Origin of the sequence: Ochrobactrum vermis (assembly GCF_002975205.1) — a bacterium.
Lineage (GTDB): Bacteria > Pseudomonadota > Alphaproteobacteria > Rhizobiales > Rhizobiaceae > Brucella > Brucella vermis.
In genome coordinates this window covers 758693-772596 of the sequence record NZ_PCOC01000001.1, presented here as the reverse complement: position 1 = coordinate 772596, position 13904 = coordinate 758693, and the positions used below count along the sequence as shown (strand labels likewise).

Genomic DNA, 13904 nt, shown 5'->3' with positions numbered 1-13904 from the left:
GTCCTATCCGTTCACGCGTTTCGCGCCACTGACGCTCGCGCTTTCTTTCAATTGGGAAATGATACGGTTGAGATGCTTGAGGTCCCAAACCTCGACATCGATAATCATCTCGGTGAAATCCGGCGCAGTACGCACCATGGAGAGATTGTGAATATTCGCGTCGTTAGCCGCCACGATCTGCGCGATCTCCGCCAGAGAGCCTGGCGAATTGATAGCCGATACGCTGACACGTGCCGGGAAACGCTCGCTCATCTGCTCGTCGATATCCCAACGCACATCGATCCAGCGTTCCGGCTGATCATCATAAGCCGTCAGCGCAGGCGACTGGATCGGATAGATCGTGATACCGGCACCCGGTTGGAGAATACCGACAATACGATCTCCGGGCACGGCGCCTTCGGGGGCAAACCGCACCGGCAGGTCCGAATTGGTGCCGCGAATCGGCAGTGCCTTCTTTCCAGGCTTCGGCACAGCATCAGCATCGGTGTTCGACACATCTTCGCTGCCCTCCGGCACCTTGAAGATCATGCCAGCTGCGTTCTGGATATTAAACCAGCCCTTTTCGCCCGTTTTCGCCGGACTGTTCTGCGATGTCACGCGCGTGTCCTGATAATCAGGATAAACGGCCTTGACCACATCGGTTGACGGCAATTCGCCGCGCCCGACGGCGGCCAGCACATCCTCCACATCCTTGCGCGCCAGACGTGGCAGGCCCGGCTTCAGAATATCCTTGCTGAACGGCTTTCCGGCACGTTCGAATGCGCGCTCCAGAATGCGCATGCCAAGCCCGGAATATTGTTTGCGGACAGCCGAACGGGTCGCACGGCGAATGGCGGCACGCGCCTTGCCGGTCGCGACAAGCGACTCCCAGGCCGCAGGCGGCACCTGCGCCTTGGAGCGGATGATATCCACCTCATCACCATTCTTCAGCTCTGTCATCAACGGCATGATACGGCCGTTGACCTTGGCGCCGACGCAGCTATCGCCGATATCGGTATGAACGGCATAGGCGAAATCGATCGGCGTCGCGCCACGCGGCAGCGCGATAAGCCGCCCCTTCGGCGTGAAGCAAAAGACCTGATCCTGAAAGAGCTCGAGCTTGGTATGTTCCAGAAACTCTTCCGGATTATCGCCTTCGGAAAGCTGCTCAATCGTCTGGCGCAGCCAGGCATAGGCGTTGGTTTCCGTTGAAATCGCATGCGGATTGTTGGCGCTGCCCCGATCCTTGTAGATCGAATGCGCGGCAACGCCGAACTCGGCGATTTCATCCATCGTACGCGTGCGGATCTGAAGCTCGATGCGCTGCCGCGACGGGCCGATGATCGTGGTGTGCAGCGAACGATAATCGTTCTGCTTCGGCGTCGAAATATAATCCTTGAACCGCCCCGGAACCATCGACCATGTCGTATGGATCAGCCCGAGGGCCCGATAGCAATCCTGCACCGTATCAACCATGACGCGGAAGCCGAAAATATCGGAGAGCTGTTCGAAGGACAGGCCTTTGGTTTCCATCTTGCGGAAGACCGACCATGCCTTTTTCTGGCGGCTTTTGACGCTGGCCTTGATGCCGTTCTTCTCGAAAATCTCGGAAAGATCCTTTTCGATCTTCTGCAAAAGACCGCGGTTCTTCTCCAGAAGCTCGGCCAGACGGTCGGTGACCGCGCGCCATGCATCCGGGTTGATATAGCGGAATGCCAGCTCTTCCAGCTCTTCGCGCATATCCTGCATACCCATGCGGCCAGCGAGCGGCGCATAGATATCCATCGTTTCTTCGGCGATACGCAGGCGCTTGTCTTCTCGCATCACGCCCAGAGTGCGCATATTGTGCAGACGGTCCGCCAGTTTGACCAGAAGCACGCGGACATCTTCGGAAATCGCAAGAAGAAGCTTGCGAAGGTTTTCCGCCTGAACGGCCTTCTTCGAAACGAGATCGAGCTTTTTGAGCTTGGTCAGTCCTTCAACAAGCCGGCCGATCTCGGGACCGAAGAGCTGATCGATCTCCTGCCGGGTGGCCGTCGTATCTTCAATCGTATCATGCAGGAGCGCGATGGCGATTGTCGCCTCGTCGAGATGCATATCGGTAAGAATTGCAGCGACTTCGAGCGGATGAGAAAAGTAGGGATCGCCGGAAGCGCGTTTCTGACTGCCATGCTTTTGCATGGCATAGACATATGCCTTGTTGAGAAGCGCCTCATTCACGTCAGGCTTGTATCGCTGAACACGCTCCACAAGCTCATATTGGCGCATCATCTACGAGAACTCCCTTTCGAAACCGATACTTGTGACCATATCGGGCATTGTGACCCAAAATCGTCGAAAATCGAACAGTTCTCGACGTTTAGGCTCAATTTTCTGCCGATAATATTAATTTCCGACAGAAATCGCTCGTCATTTAGAGCGCATTCCGAAAAGTGTGAAACGGTTTTCGGAAAAGATGCGCGTTAAAACAAATATTTAGAGCGCCAATCTGATTGAATCAGATTGAAACGGGCTCTAAAGCGCGTCGCGTTTTCCCAGCGGATAATTAGAGCGCCAGACCGTTTTGCACTTTTGCTGGAGATGCTCTGGTCTACGCAAACCATCAGCGCATAAAAACATGCGCCACGACGGGAAAGTCGCAGCGCATGCAAAAGAAAATAATTCAAACGACGATTAAAAATCGTCGTTTTTCTCCGGCGCGACGAGGCCTTCGATACCGGCAAGAAGTTCCTCTTCCGACATACGGTCGAAAGAAACCACATCTTCTTCGGCAGCTTCTGCGATGCCTTCCGCAACTTCTTCCGAAGACGCAGCGGCGATCTGAGCTGGCGCAGCAGCTTCCGGCTCATCGACTTCCACATGCTTCTGCAGCGAATGGATGAGATCTTCCTTCAGATCGTCCGGCGAAAGGGTTTCGTCGGCGATTTCGCGCAGAGCAACGACAGGATTCTTGTCGTTGTCGCGGTCGATGGTGATCTGTGCACCCTGGGAAATTTGGCGAGCACGGTGACCAGCCAGCAGAACCAGTTCAAAACGGTTCTCGACCTTATCTACGCAGTCCTCAACAGTGACGCGGGCCATGCGCGGTCCCTTTCATTTCTCGAACTTTATTGGATTTTTCCCCACATAACGCTTGTGGAGCCAAATTACAAGCAAAAGCGGAATTGCTCATGCCTCATCTCATGAAATCTGCCAAAAGAACGTCAAATTCATGGATTCGCCTCATAAAACACGGCAGCGCGTCAAAACGGCACAATATTTTATAAGCGGAAAGGGGATTAGCTAGTTGAAATTCCTCCTAAGGTAATTTAGTTTGAACAAATAACAACCAATGGTTGCTTGTTTTTCTGTGATATGTCCTTAGAAGGCAATAAACGCACTGGTAAAATTTGATACCACCCGCTGTTTGAAAACAAACTGAATGAGCGGTCGTCGGTCCACTCCCGTCCGGCCGTAGAGTGGATATATTACACGATGTTCGATTCTCGTGAAAAGATTGCGCTTTTTATTGATGGCGCCAATTTATACGCTGCCTCCAAAACTCTGGGGTTCGATATTGATTACCGGAAGCTTTTGAAGGCATTTCAGAAGCGTGGCTATCTGCTTCGCGCTTATTACTATACCGCGCTGGTTGAAGATCAGGAATATTCCTCGATCCGTCCCTTGATCGACTGGCTCGATTACAATGGCTATAAGGTCGTCACCAAGGCTGCCAAGGAATTCACGGATTCCACCGGGCGCCGCAAGGTGAAAGGCAATATGGATATTGAACTGACCGTCGACGCCATGCAGCTCACCGACACAGTCGATCATTTTGTCATTTTCTCCGGCGACGGCGACTTCCGCTCGCTCGCTGAAGCGCTTCAGCGCAAGGGCCGCAAGGTTTCTGTCGTATCGACCCTCACCACCCAGCCGGCCATGATTTCGGATGAGTTGCGCCGTCAGGCTGATCATTTCATCGATCTGGTCTCACTCAAGGCCGAGATTGGTCGCGATCCGTCGGAACGTGCACCACGCCGTCAGGACGATGAAGTCGACGACAGCTATTGACGCCGTCGTCGAGCCGGTTCATGCAAAGGCATGATTTCCGAACCATCTCCCAACTGCGATATTTGCCCGAGGCTGCATGCATTCCTGCAGGAATGGCGCGGCAAGGAACCGTTGTGGCATAATTCGCCGGTTCCCCCGTTTCTACCGGCGCATGATACCGATGTCCGGCTCCTGATCGTAGGACTCGCGCCTGGTTTGCGTGGTGCCAACCGAACCGGACGTCCCTTCACCGGCGACTATGCCGGCGATCTTCTCTATAGCACGCTGTGTGAATTCGGATTTGCCGCTGGCAAGTTCGAGGCGCGTCCCGACGATAGCTTGCGCTTGCTGGATGCCAGTATCGTCAACGCGGTGCGATGTGTGCCCCCGGAAAACAAACCGGTCGGCTCCGAAATCAATAATTGTCGGCAGTTCCTGTTACCCATGTTCAGCCGGTTTCCGAACCTGCAGGCAGTTGTCACATTGGGAACGATCGCGCATCAGTCGACAGTTCGCGCACTTGGCGCACCAGTTGCGCGACACCCCTTCGGCCATGACAGGGCGAGCGATATCGGCAACCTGCGCATTTTCTCCAGCTACCACTGCTCGCGCTATAACACGAACACCGGACGATTGACGGATGTGATGTTCCACTCCGTGTTTCGGAATGTGCGCAATTATCTGAATCAAAAGAGCGCCTGAGGCGCTCTTTTACTTTGCAGATTTTATCCCTTATCCCGCATCAAGCGCGCCTTTTCGCGATTCCAGTCGCGCTTCTTTTCAGTCTCGCGCTTGTCGTGAGTCTTTTTGCCTCGCGCCAGCGCCAGTTCCAGCTTCGCCCGGCCCCGATCATTGAAGTACATCTTCAATGGCACCACGGTCATCCCGTCGCGTGACACGGAGTTGAACAGGCGGGACATTTCTCGCTTGCTGACGAGCAGCTTACGCAGACGTCGCGGCTCGTGGTTGAAGCGATTGCCCTGCGTATATTCCGGAATATAGGAGTTGATGAGCCAAAACTCGCCGCTCTCGAAGCTCGCATAGCTTTCAGCTATGTTGGACTGATTGGCGCGCAAAGACTTAACCTCGGTGCCGGTCAACACAAGACCGGCTTCGAGTGTGTCGAGAATTTCAAAATTGAAGCGCGCCTTGCGGTTTTCCGCGATAATCTTGCGCACGGGAGAATTCTGAGGCTTGTTCATAATGGCACCATATAATGTGCAATGCCTGAAATGAAAACGCTCCCGAAGCTACGGGAGCGTAAAAATCTGCGAAAGCGGTAAAATCGACAGGTCAGTTGACCAGACCGGCATGCTTCATGGCCTGGTCGATTTTCTCTGCCGTCGCCGCTTCCACCGGCACCATGGGCGAACGCAGCGCATTTTCCACGCGGCCAAGGCGCGACAGGGCATATTTCGGACCTGATGGATTCGGCTCGATGAAGAGTGCCTTGTGCAACGGCATAAGGCGATCCTGCAATTCGAGTGCCTTGGCGAAATCGCCAGCCTGACAAGCATCCTGGAATTCAGCGCAAAGGCGTGGCGCGATGTTGGAGGTCACCGAAATGCACCCTGCCCCGCCATGGGCGTTGAAACCGAGAGCCGTGGCATCTTCCCCGGAGAGCTGAATGAAATCCTTGCCGCAGGTTGCGCGCTGTTCAGATACGCGCTCGATCTTGCCGGTGGCATCCTTGACGCCAACGATGTTCTTGTGATCGCGAACGAGCGCGCCCATGGTTTCCGGCGTCATATCGATGACAGAACGACCGGGGATATTGTAGATGATCAGCGGAACCGAAATGGAGCGGGCCACTTGCGAGAAATGTTCGTACAGACCGCGCTGGTTCGGCTTGTTGTAATAAGGCGTGACGACGAGAACGGCATCGGCGCCTGCCTTTTCGGCATGCTGTGCCAGTTCGATCGCTTCAACCGTGTTGTTGGAACCTGCACCAGCGATCACAGGAACGCGGCCAGCCGCAACTTCAATGCAAACTTCAATGACGCGCTTGTGCTCGTCATGCGACAGAGTCGGCGTTTCACCGGTCGTGCCAACCGGAACCAGTCCTTTGGTGCCTTCTTCGATCTGCCAGTTTACAAATGCGCGAAAGGCTTTCTCGTCGAACGCTCCTTCGGAATCGAATGGCGTGACAAGCGCGGTAATTGAGCCCTTCAGCATTAGTGAACTCCTGAAAAAAGAAAGACTGAACCTCATTCCCCCGATCACCTTGGGGTTTTTGACCAGGTCGAGGCGTTGCACAATAGTCTCGCCACACGAGTGGAGCAAGCGGGGTATGTTGGCAAAACAAGCGTAATGCGGCAGTTTTGCGGCGAAAAACAAAGGTATCTGCTACTAAGCCACTATTCGTCGACCGCCTCAATGGACTGTCACAGGCCCAGGACAACCAAATCATAGCCGAACCTCCGCGATAACGCTTTATTAAGGATAGATTCATTCCTTGAGCCTAACCTGACCTTTCAGATCGACCGTCAAAAACCGGGCTAAGAAAAGCCGGATTTCAACAACATATTGCCCATCAACCAAGTCTTTGTTCTAGTTAGCCAATGTCAAAACAAGTCGCAGCGATATCATTGAGAAGAAAAGTACTCCTCGCGAGTTGCTTTATGGCGGTTGCCCTGCAACCGGTGATTTCGCTGGCGCAATCTTCGCTGCCATCGGATATCCCGACCCCGCTTGCACGCCCATTCGCACCGACGGCGACAAGCCAGTCGCCGATGAATCTGGTGACGCCCAAGCCTCGTCCCGCCACGCCCGATCCGGTCGTAACGTCAGCGGTCAGCCGCATGGAAAATCCGGCTGCAATTGGCGGAACGCTGAAAAGCGGACTCGATGCCCTTTCCTCCCGTGACGCTGCAAGTGCTATCGCGTTTCGCAACGGAATGCCGCGTGGTTCGCTCGACCGTCAGATTTTGACCTGGGCCATAGCGACCTCCGGCCTCGATGGTGTGCCGAGCGCTGAAATCGCTGCAGCAGCAGCGGATCTGCGCGGCTGGCCGGGGACATCGGTTCTCCGCCGCAATTCGGAACGAGCCCTGTTCAAGGAAAATCCCGCTCCGGCAACCGTAATTGCGACAATCGGCAACGCGCGTCCGCAGACCACCGAAGGCATGATCCTGCTCGCCCGTGCTTATGTCAGCACCGGAAATACCGGCAAAGCGCGCGAGCTGCTTTCGCCGTGGTGGTCCACACAGCGCCTTTCGGCAGATGATGAACAAAAGATTCTGAAAGAGTTTTCGGGCGTTCTGACGCGCGAGGATCATCAGCGCCGTATTCTAAGTTCACTTTATAATGACCGCATGCAGTCTGCGAAACTGCTTGCAGGGCCGGCGCAGGCCCAATCGCTCTATAACGCCTTCGCGGCAGTCTCACAGAAATCGCCGAATGCAGCCAAGGCGATAGCGGATGTCGACCGCACCTGGCAGGGCAACGCCGCCTATCAGTTCCTGAAGATCCGTTATCTGCGTCGCGCCGAGCGCTACAATGAGGCGACGGACCTCATGCTGAAAGCTCCGCGCCAGGCGTCGGCGCTTGTCGATCCGGATGCCTGGTGGGTAGAACGTCGCATCCTGTCGCGAGAACTGCTCGATCTTGGCAAGCCACAACTCGCCTACAAGCTGGTTTCGGCCCATGCAGCCGAATCGCCCACGATGGCCGCGGAAGCGGAATTTCATGCCGGGTGGTATGCGCTTCGCGCTTTGAACCAGCCGAAGACGGCTGCGCCGCATTTCGCCAAGATCGCAGAAATCTCCTCGCGGCCGATTTCAGCGTCTCGTGCCTTCTACTGGCTCGGACGATCGGCAGAAGCAGGTAGCGGTGGCGATGCGCGCGATTATTATCGTCGCTCTGCCCATTTCGGCACGACATTCTACGGACAGCTTTCGGCCGCCAAGCTGAGTGAGAAAGCACCGGAGCTTATCTATCCAGGACCGAGTGAAGCAGATCGCACCCGTTTCGCCGGTCGCCCTGCCGTGCAGGCAATCAAGCGGCTGGAACAGGTCGGCTACAGCAACCGCGCGACGACACTTTATAACCAGCTTTCGCAGGAACTCGACAGTGTCGGCGAACTGGCTTTGCTGGCAGTCATGGCCGAACGCAACGAGAATCACTATCTCGCGCTGCGCGTTGGCAAAAACGCAGCCTTGCGCGGTCTTGACGTTGGCGCTCTGTCGCACCCGCTCGGCGCAATTCCTGCCAATGCAAATATAAGCGGATCAGGCAAAGCGCTCGCCTATGCGATTGCACGGCAGGAAAGCGAATTCAACGTCGGAGCAGTTTCAAAGGCTGGCGCACGTGGTCTTTTGCAGCTTATGCCCGCAACCGCGAAAAGCGTAGCGACCCGAAACGGCATGAGCTTCTCAGCACCGCGGCTCACAACGGATGCGGGATATAATGCGACGCTTGGTGCGCATTTTCTTGGCGAGCAGCTTGATCGTTTCAACGGATCTTATGTTCTTACCTTCGCCGGTTACAATGCAGGACCCCGCCGCGCATCCGAGTGGGTTGAGAAATATGGCGATCCGCGTGGCAAGTCCATCGATCAGGTCGTCGACTGGATCGAACGTATCCCCTATTCCGAAACGCGAAACTATGTTCAGCGCGTGATGGAAAATTACGAGGTATACAAGGCTCGCCTGACCGGAAGCGCCGATATCCAGACCGATCTGATTTACGGTCGACGCTAGAGCGCATTCCGAAAAATACGAAATAGCATACAGAACAAGATGTTCGTAAAAACAAACGGATAGAGCATATCCGCTTCAGTATGTTTCACTCGGAACACCCAGAACGAAAAAGCAGGCTATTCGCCTGCTTTTTTTGTCCGTCGCGATTTTGGTTTGGTCGCTGCTTTTCGGGGCTTTTCGGCCTTCTTGGCGTTGGCCTTGTTCACCACATTCGCCAGCTTGGTGGCTTGCCCGATCCATTCCTCCCGCTCGACGCGGCGCGGAAAGCCTATATTGCGCTCGATCCAGCGCGATTCGTCATCGTTCCAGCCGGAAATCTGGTCGTAGTGAAACACCCCGATCCCGTTGAGAAGTCCCTGAACGGCAACACCGATACCCTTAATCACCGTAAGGTCATCCGGCTTTCCATGGCGCGCGGCTTCCAAAAGCTCTGGACGCCCCGGATCGCGGGCAGGTTCCGTATCCGTATCCGGCTGTTCCATAAGCGACGGCCAGTCCCCAACCACTTCCGCATCGGGCAGGACATTCACCTGAGGCTTTTCGGCCCTGATCGGCTGTGGCGGAGCCTTGGATTCTGCAATCTTTTCAGGTGCCTTGGCCCGTTTGACCGCTTCCGGCTTTTCATCGGCAGGCAATGTAGCACGCGCTGCGGCAATGATTGTGCGCTCATGGTCGGGCATCGACGCGCTTCTGCGCCGCGCGAAACGGCCCCAAAGACAGCCTATAACAAAAGCGATGGCGACAAGAACAGCCAGTTGAACAATCAGCAACGGCATATGGTTTCCTCGTACTCCGAATTACTCATGCTCGGCGAACACATTCGCCGTAAATTTTCCCCACCCCAATCGCCACCACTTACTTCGAACCAGTCTGCCAGCCAACGCCCGCGCCAATCAGAACTGCCGCTACAAGAACTGGCCAAAACGAAACGGCTAAATACAGCATTGTCTGGTCCGCTTTCTATTCCGGAAACGGAACATATGATCCGCTATGCCTATTCATAAAGAGAAAGGAAAGGCCCGAACAGGCAGGCTGTCAATTCCGAACAGAAAACTAACAGGGGACGAAATTCCATATTCTGTCAGTTCACATGGCGATGAAATCTAGGGTTCGCTAATCTCGATCCGCACCAGCTTCAGAGTGAAGGGAAGCGGCGGATTCAATTGCGATTGCATCTTCCGATAGCTGGCGTCGTCTGCAGCCTTGCCCTCAATCGAGATGTTGAGATCCGAAATCTCGACCTCCCCTTCCCGCAAACCAGACAGGAGTTGCAAGGCGAAACCCACCGAATCAGCAAAACTCTCCGGACTGCCGCGCCCCACGGCCATCTCGTCATCAAGCGGAACGCCCGGAGCCGCGCTTTCGGCTGCCGTCATGATACGGTCTCTTACATCATTATCCGGCACCGAACCCGACAGGATAATTCCGTCAGCGCCTTTCTTTATCTGTAGCAGATAAGGCGACACGAGCGGGAGAACACTCGTCAGATCGGTGACCTCCCGAATACCCCTCACCTTTTCCAGCGCGGCTTTCACAGCGGATTGTGCCTCTGGATCAGGTGCGATGCCCTTCAGCGTCACATCGCGACCGTCCACATCGAAGCCTGACCATATGAAAGGTGCGAGCGCCTCGCCAGTGCGCGCTGCGATATCCGTCTCGATCCGATCGGTACCAAACCAGAGTGCAAGTGCCGTCAGCGCTGCGGTCCACGTTACACCGGGCCAAAACCATTTGAACATGTCGTGGCGTCTCCACGCTAGAAATCATCAGATTCGAAGCGGCAAAGCACATGCCGCTGCCAGGTTCGTACAAAGACCGAGTTTTCGGTGAAAGCAAGATCGCGACGGTAAAAATCGGCAAACAAAAAACCCGGCAGCGGTGCTGCCGGGTTCTTTTTGAACAATCCCAGAGGGATTAGAACGAGCGCTGGAAGCGAACCATGCCCTGGAAAGCATCTTCGCCTTCGAGGCTGATGTTGTCGTCATCCCACTTGGTGTAGGAAACTTCCGGGGTGATCGTGAAGCCAGGAACCAGTTCGTAAGCAACGTTTGCGGTTGCTGCGAAGGTCTTGGTGTCGTCGTAAGCGAGCTGCAGGTTGAAGGTAGCCTTATCGGTTGCCTTGAATGCAGCGCCACCCCAGACAGCCCAATCGCCGCCCCACGTGCCGTAGAAGCTGGTGATGCCGCGATAGGTGTAGCCGTTGCCATCAACGAAATATTCGTCGTCGTTGGACTTGTAGCCACCCTGTACCCAGAGCGAGAAACGGTCGGTGAGGTTCACGTCGCCGCGAATTTTACCAGCCCATTCTTCGTTACGGGCGTCGTAAGCCACAACACCGGCAATCGAACCCCAACCGCCAGCGTACTTCAGGCCACCAACAACATGCGGCATGTAATCGCTCAGCGTTACGTCAACGTCAGAGTCGCCGTTGCCGCCTTCTTCGAGCGACAGAATGGCCGAGAAGCCGTTGCCGCCGGTGAAGGTGTAGCTGATGAGGTTGGTGCGGTAGCCGCCAGCGAGGATCACGTCATCGTTGATGACATTGCCGAGGTAACCGGGGAAGGTTACGAAGGCCGATTCATCAAGACCAACGCGCAGGCCGCCGAGCTGGATGTAAGCGTAACGCAGCGAGCTGTTTTCGTTCGAGCCGTATGCATCTTCTTCGCCGTCACCACCACCGTTCCAGTTGTAACGCAGTTCGGTGAAGGTCTTCAGAGTGCCGAGTTCGGTTTCCGAAGCGGTCGAGAAGCGGAGCGTCGCACGGGCGTTCTTGCCCCAGGTGTCACGATCCAGGCCAGCAGGCGTACGAGCATAAACGTCGTCACCGCCCTTTGCATCGTAACGAACATAACCGTGGATACGCAGGCAGGTTTCGGTGCCTGGGATGTAGAAGTAGCCAGCGCCGTAAGCATCGCAAACGCGGACATATTCAACTGCTTCTGGCTCTGGTGCGACGATTGCGTCGGCAGCCTGAGCGCCGGAAGCTGCAACCAGAGCTGCAGCGGAGCCGAGGAGAAGGCTCTTGATGTTCATTTCTGACCTCCAGTCAAAGTTAAAAATGGGTCTGGGCATTCTGATTTGGCTGAAGGACAACCTGTCCCCATCCCCTGATGAAAAAGTCGCCCCGAAGCGCTCCTTCTTCTGGATGTGAAGATACTCGCCCGTTTCTTCGTTTCAACATCGAATGCACTCTCCCAACCTTTCTCGTGCTTCTATGAGGGATGGTTGTTGCAGAAAAGACACGAAATTGCCCGTTTCCGGGTGGGCAGTTTAGGGTTTATTAACATGAGTAAACCCGAATTAACGGGTCTTAACGCTTGAAAACACGCGATATTTGGTATCGGCACTACTTTCGGCAAGCGAATCCCTGATTTCACATGGTTCGTGCGGAGAATATGTCAGAGTACCGTCATGGATCGCCACATTGGCCGAATTCACAGCGAATCTTTCTTCGCCATATACCCGCGAAATGAAGCTGCTGACGCCTGGTGAACGGCACCGATTCCGCGCATATTCCTCATTGCGTATATATAAAGTGCGATAATTCGCAGGAAATTTACCAGTTGGCGCGCAATTCGCTTGAAATGACAAAGCGTACCGGCTATCTCGCCCTTACCGGAGAGGTGGCCGAGTGGTCGAAGGCGCTCCCCTGCTAAGGGAGTAGACCTCATAAGGGTCTCGTGGGTTCGAATCCCATCCTCTCCGCCAGTCGCTTCAAGCGAAACTCTTCACAAAAATTCAGATCAAGGTTGTCCCGTGTCGGGTGATTCTGCGCCTTTTCGCACCGCATCCGGCCCATATGGAGTTGCCTTCCAACTTCCTGACTTTTTTCGGTCTAAATTCATCGCTTCTATAAGCAATTGAAAACAAAGCTTTATTTCGGAAACCTCCGATTCTTGACTGGAGGTCAGAAATGAACATCAAGAGCCTTCTCCTCGGCTCCGCTGCAGCTCTGGTTGCAGCTTCCGGCGCTCAGGCTGCCGACGCAATCGTCGCACCAGAGCCAGAAGCAGTTGAATATGTCCGCGTTTGCGATGCTTACGGCGCTGGCTACTTCTACATCCCAGGCACCGAAACCTGCCTGCGCATCCACGGTTATGTTCGTTACGACGTAAAGGGTGGTGACGACGCCTATACCGGTTTCGAACGCGGTGGCTGGGATAAGTCCGCACGTTTTGCTCTGCGTTTCAGCACGGGCTCGGAAACCGAACTCGGTACTTTGAAGACCTACACCGAGCTTCGTTTCAACTATCTCGGTCTCGCCAATGACGATGAAGAGTTCGAGACCTATGGCTCGGCATCCGATAGCAGCTATGTTCAGTTCGCCTACATCCAGCTTGGTGGTCTGAAGGTTGGTATCGATGAGTCTGAATTCCAGACCTTCACTGGTTACCTTGGCGATGTCATTAACGATGACGTGGTTGACGTTGGCGCATACCGCACCGGCAAGATCTCGTACACCTTCACCGGCGGTAACGGCTTCTCGGCTGTAATCGCTCTCGAACAGGGTGGCGATGACCATCTCATCACCGACTACGTTCCGCATATCGTTGGCGGCCTGAAGTACGCTGGCGGCTGGGGTTCGATCGCTGGTGTTGTTGCCTATGACTCGGTTATCGAAGAGTGGGCAGCCAAGGTTCGCGGTGACGTCAACATCACCGATCAGTTCTCCATTTGGGTCCAGGGTGGTTATGCGTCCGCTGAAACGACCGACCAGAACTACGGTTCTTGGGGTGGCGATTGGGCCGTTTGGGGTGGTCTGAAGTATAAGGCGACCGAAAAGGCTACCTTCAACGTTCAGGCAGCTTACGAAGACTGGGGCAAGACCGCACTTACGGCAAACGTGGCCTACGAACTGGTTCCTGGCTTCACGATCACGCCAGAAGTTTCCTACACCAAGTGGGACGACGATCATCCGGTACGTGAAGCAGGCTTGGCCGGAAAAGATGCTTTCCAAGGCATGATCCGCTTTCAGCGCTCGTTCTAATCAGATCGACGGTTGAGAAAAATGCGCCAGCGGGAAACCGTTGGCGCACATCCATTTGAAAGATAGCTCACGAATACGTGAATTCTGATCCTTCAGGAATGGGGATTTCGAAAAGGATCGAGAACCGAAGGGAGTTGCTGGGGGACGACAGAAAGTTGGGGGCAAAACTGGTCTTTTAGAAAGGTCCAAACATGTCTCCGCATAAAGTT

The 13904-nt window shown here is 54.8% G+C and carries 11 protein-coding genes and 1 tRNA gene; 5 read left to right on the top strand and 7 right to left on the bottom strand.

Features of this window, described 5'->3' with window-relative positions; genetic code table 11:
* Positions 1 to 3 precede the first annotated feature (3 nt).
* Positions 4 to 2250: a RelA/SpoT family protein gene (locus CQZ93_RS03640; RefSeq protein WP_105541380.1), complete on the bottom strand. Its 2247-nt coding sequence runs from the start codon at positions 2248 to 2250 to the stop codon at positions 4 to 6.
* Between the two features lie 402 nt (positions 2251 to 2652).
* Positions 2653 to 3060 carry a DNA-directed RNA polymerase subunit omega gene (gene rpoZ, locus CQZ93_RS03635; RefSeq protein ID WP_105541379.1) on the bottom strand — a complete coding sequence of 136 codons (408 nt, stop codon included), beginning with the start codon at positions 3058 to 3060 and terminating at the stop codon, positions 2653 to 2655.
* A gap of 393 nt (positions 3061 to 3453) precedes the next feature.
* Here rpoZ and CQZ93_RS03630 point away from each other — a divergent pair, with 393 nt between their 5' ends.
* Complete coding sequence (locus CQZ93_RS03630; RefSeq protein WP_105541378.1) at positions 3454 to 4029, top strand: LabA-like NYN domain-containing protein; 576 nt, start codon at positions 3454 to 3456, stop codon at positions 4027 to 4029.
* Positions 4030 to 4059: 30 nt separating this feature from the next.
* Positions 4060 to 4710: a uracil-DNA glycosylase gene (locus CQZ93_RS03625; protein WP_105541377.1), complete on the top strand. Its 651-nt coding sequence runs from the start codon at positions 4060 to 4062 to the stop codon at positions 4708 to 4710.
* A 23-nt stretch (positions 4711 to 4733) separates the two neighbouring features.
* Here the strand turns inward: CQZ93_RS03625 and smpB are convergent, their stop codons facing one another.
* Together smpB and dapA are read right to left on the bottom strand one after the other, a co-directional pair.
* Positions 4734 to 5210, bottom strand: coding sequence for an SsrA-binding protein SmpB (gene smpB / locus CQZ93_RS03620; protein WP_105541376.1), 477 nt, complete (start codon positions 5208 to 5210; stop codon positions 4734 to 4736).
* Between the two features lie 91 nt (positions 5211 to 5301).
* Positions 5302 to 6183, bottom strand: coding sequence for a 4-hydroxy-tetrahydrodipicolinate synthase (gene dapA / locus CQZ93_RS03615; RefSeq protein ID WP_105541375.1), 882 nt, complete (start codon positions 6181 to 6183; stop codon positions 5302 to 5304).
* A 446-nt stretch (positions 6184 to 6629) separates the two neighbouring features.
* Between dapA and CQZ93_RS03610 the strand changes: the two genes are divergently transcribed.
* The gene (locus CQZ93_RS03610) at positions 6630 to 8708 is read left to right on the top strand and encodes a lytic transglycosylase domain-containing protein (RefSeq protein ID WP_105541374.1); all 2079 of its coding nucleotides are present in this window, start codon (positions 6630 to 6632) and stop codon (positions 8706 to 8708) included.
* A gap of 116 nt (positions 8709 to 8824) precedes the next feature.
* Here the strand turns inward: CQZ93_RS03610 and CQZ93_RS03605 are convergent, their stop codons facing one another.
* From CQZ93_RS03605 to CQZ93_RS03595, 3 genes are all read right to left on the bottom strand, one after another.
* Positions 8825 to 9484, bottom strand: a complete 660-nt coding sequence (locus CQZ93_RS03605; protein WP_105541373.1) for a helix-hairpin-helix domain-containing protein — start codon at positions 9482 to 9484, stop codon at positions 8825 to 8827.
* A gap of 327 nt (positions 9485 to 9811) precedes the next feature.
* Positions 9812 to 10447, bottom strand: coding sequence for a BON domain-containing protein (locus CQZ93_RS03600; protein WP_105541372.1), 636 nt, complete (start codon positions 10445 to 10447; stop codon positions 9812 to 9814).
* 175 nt (positions 10448 to 10622) lie between these two features.
* A complete protein-coding gene (locus CQZ93_RS03595) occupies positions 10623 to 11741 on the bottom strand; it encodes a porin (RefSeq protein ID WP_105541371.1) in 1119 nt (372 codons plus the stop codon).
* 584 nt (positions 11742 to 12325) lie between these two features.
* Here CQZ93_RS03595 and CQZ93_RS03590 point away from each other — a divergent pair.
* Both CQZ93_RS03590 and CQZ93_RS03585 read left to right on the top strand, forming a co-directional pair.
* Positions 12326 to 12416 (top strand) — tRNA-Ser (locus CQZ93_RS03590).
* Between the two features lie 205 nt (positions 12417 to 12621).
* Positions 12622 to 13695 carry a porin gene (locus CQZ93_RS03585; protein ID WP_105541370.1) on the top strand — a complete coding sequence of 358 codons (1074 nt, stop codon included), beginning with the start codon at positions 12622 to 12624 and terminating at the stop codon, positions 13693 to 13695.
* Positions 13696 to 13904: the final 209 nt, after the last annotated feature.

Bases quoted from the DNA above. Each gene is read 5' to 3' on its own strand.
- rpoZ (WP_105541379.1), bottom strand. From the start codon at position 3,060: ATGGCCCGCGTCACTGTTGAGGACTGCGTAGATAAGGTCGAGAACCGT.
- dapA (WP_105541375.1), bottom strand. From the start codon at position 6,183: ATGCTGAAGGGCTCAATTACCGCGCTTGTCACGCCATTCGATTCCGAA.
- CQZ93_RS03605 (WP_105541373.1), bottom strand. From the start codon at position 9,484: ATGCCGTTGCTGATTGTTCAACTGGCTGTTCTTGTCGCCATCGCTTTT.
- CQZ93_RS03625 (WP_105541377.1), top strand. From the start codon at position 4,060: ATGATTTCCGAACCATCTCCCAACTGCGATATTTGCCCGAGGCTGCAT.
- CQZ93_RS03585 (WP_105541370.1), top strand. From the start codon at position 12,622: ATGAACATCAAGAGCCTTCTCCTCGGCTCCGCTGCAGCTCTGGTTGCA.
- CQZ93_RS03595 (WP_105541371.1), bottom strand. From the start codon at position 11,741: ATGAACATCAAGAGCCTTCTCCTCGGCTCCGCTGCAGCTCTGGTTGCA.
- CQZ93_RS03610 (WP_105541374.1), top strand. From the start codon at position 6,630: ATGGCGGTTGCCCTGCAACCGGTGATTTCGCTGGCGCAATCTTCGCTG.
- smpB (WP_105541376.1), bottom strand. From the start codon at position 5,210: ATGAACAAGCCTCAGAATTCTCCCGTGCGCAAGATTATCGCGGAAAAC.
- CQZ93_RS03640 (WP_105541380.1), bottom strand. From the start codon at position 2,250: ATGATGCGCCAATATGAGCTTGTGGAGCGTGTTCAGCGATACAAGCCT.
- CQZ93_RS03630 (WP_105541378.1), top strand. From the start codon at position 3,454: ATGTTCGATTCTCGTGAAAAGATTGCGCTTTTTATTGATGGCGCCAAT.
- CQZ93_RS03600 (WP_105541372.1), bottom strand. From the start codon at position 10,447: ATGTTCAAATGGTTTTGGCCCGGTGTAACGTGGACCGCAGCGCTGACG.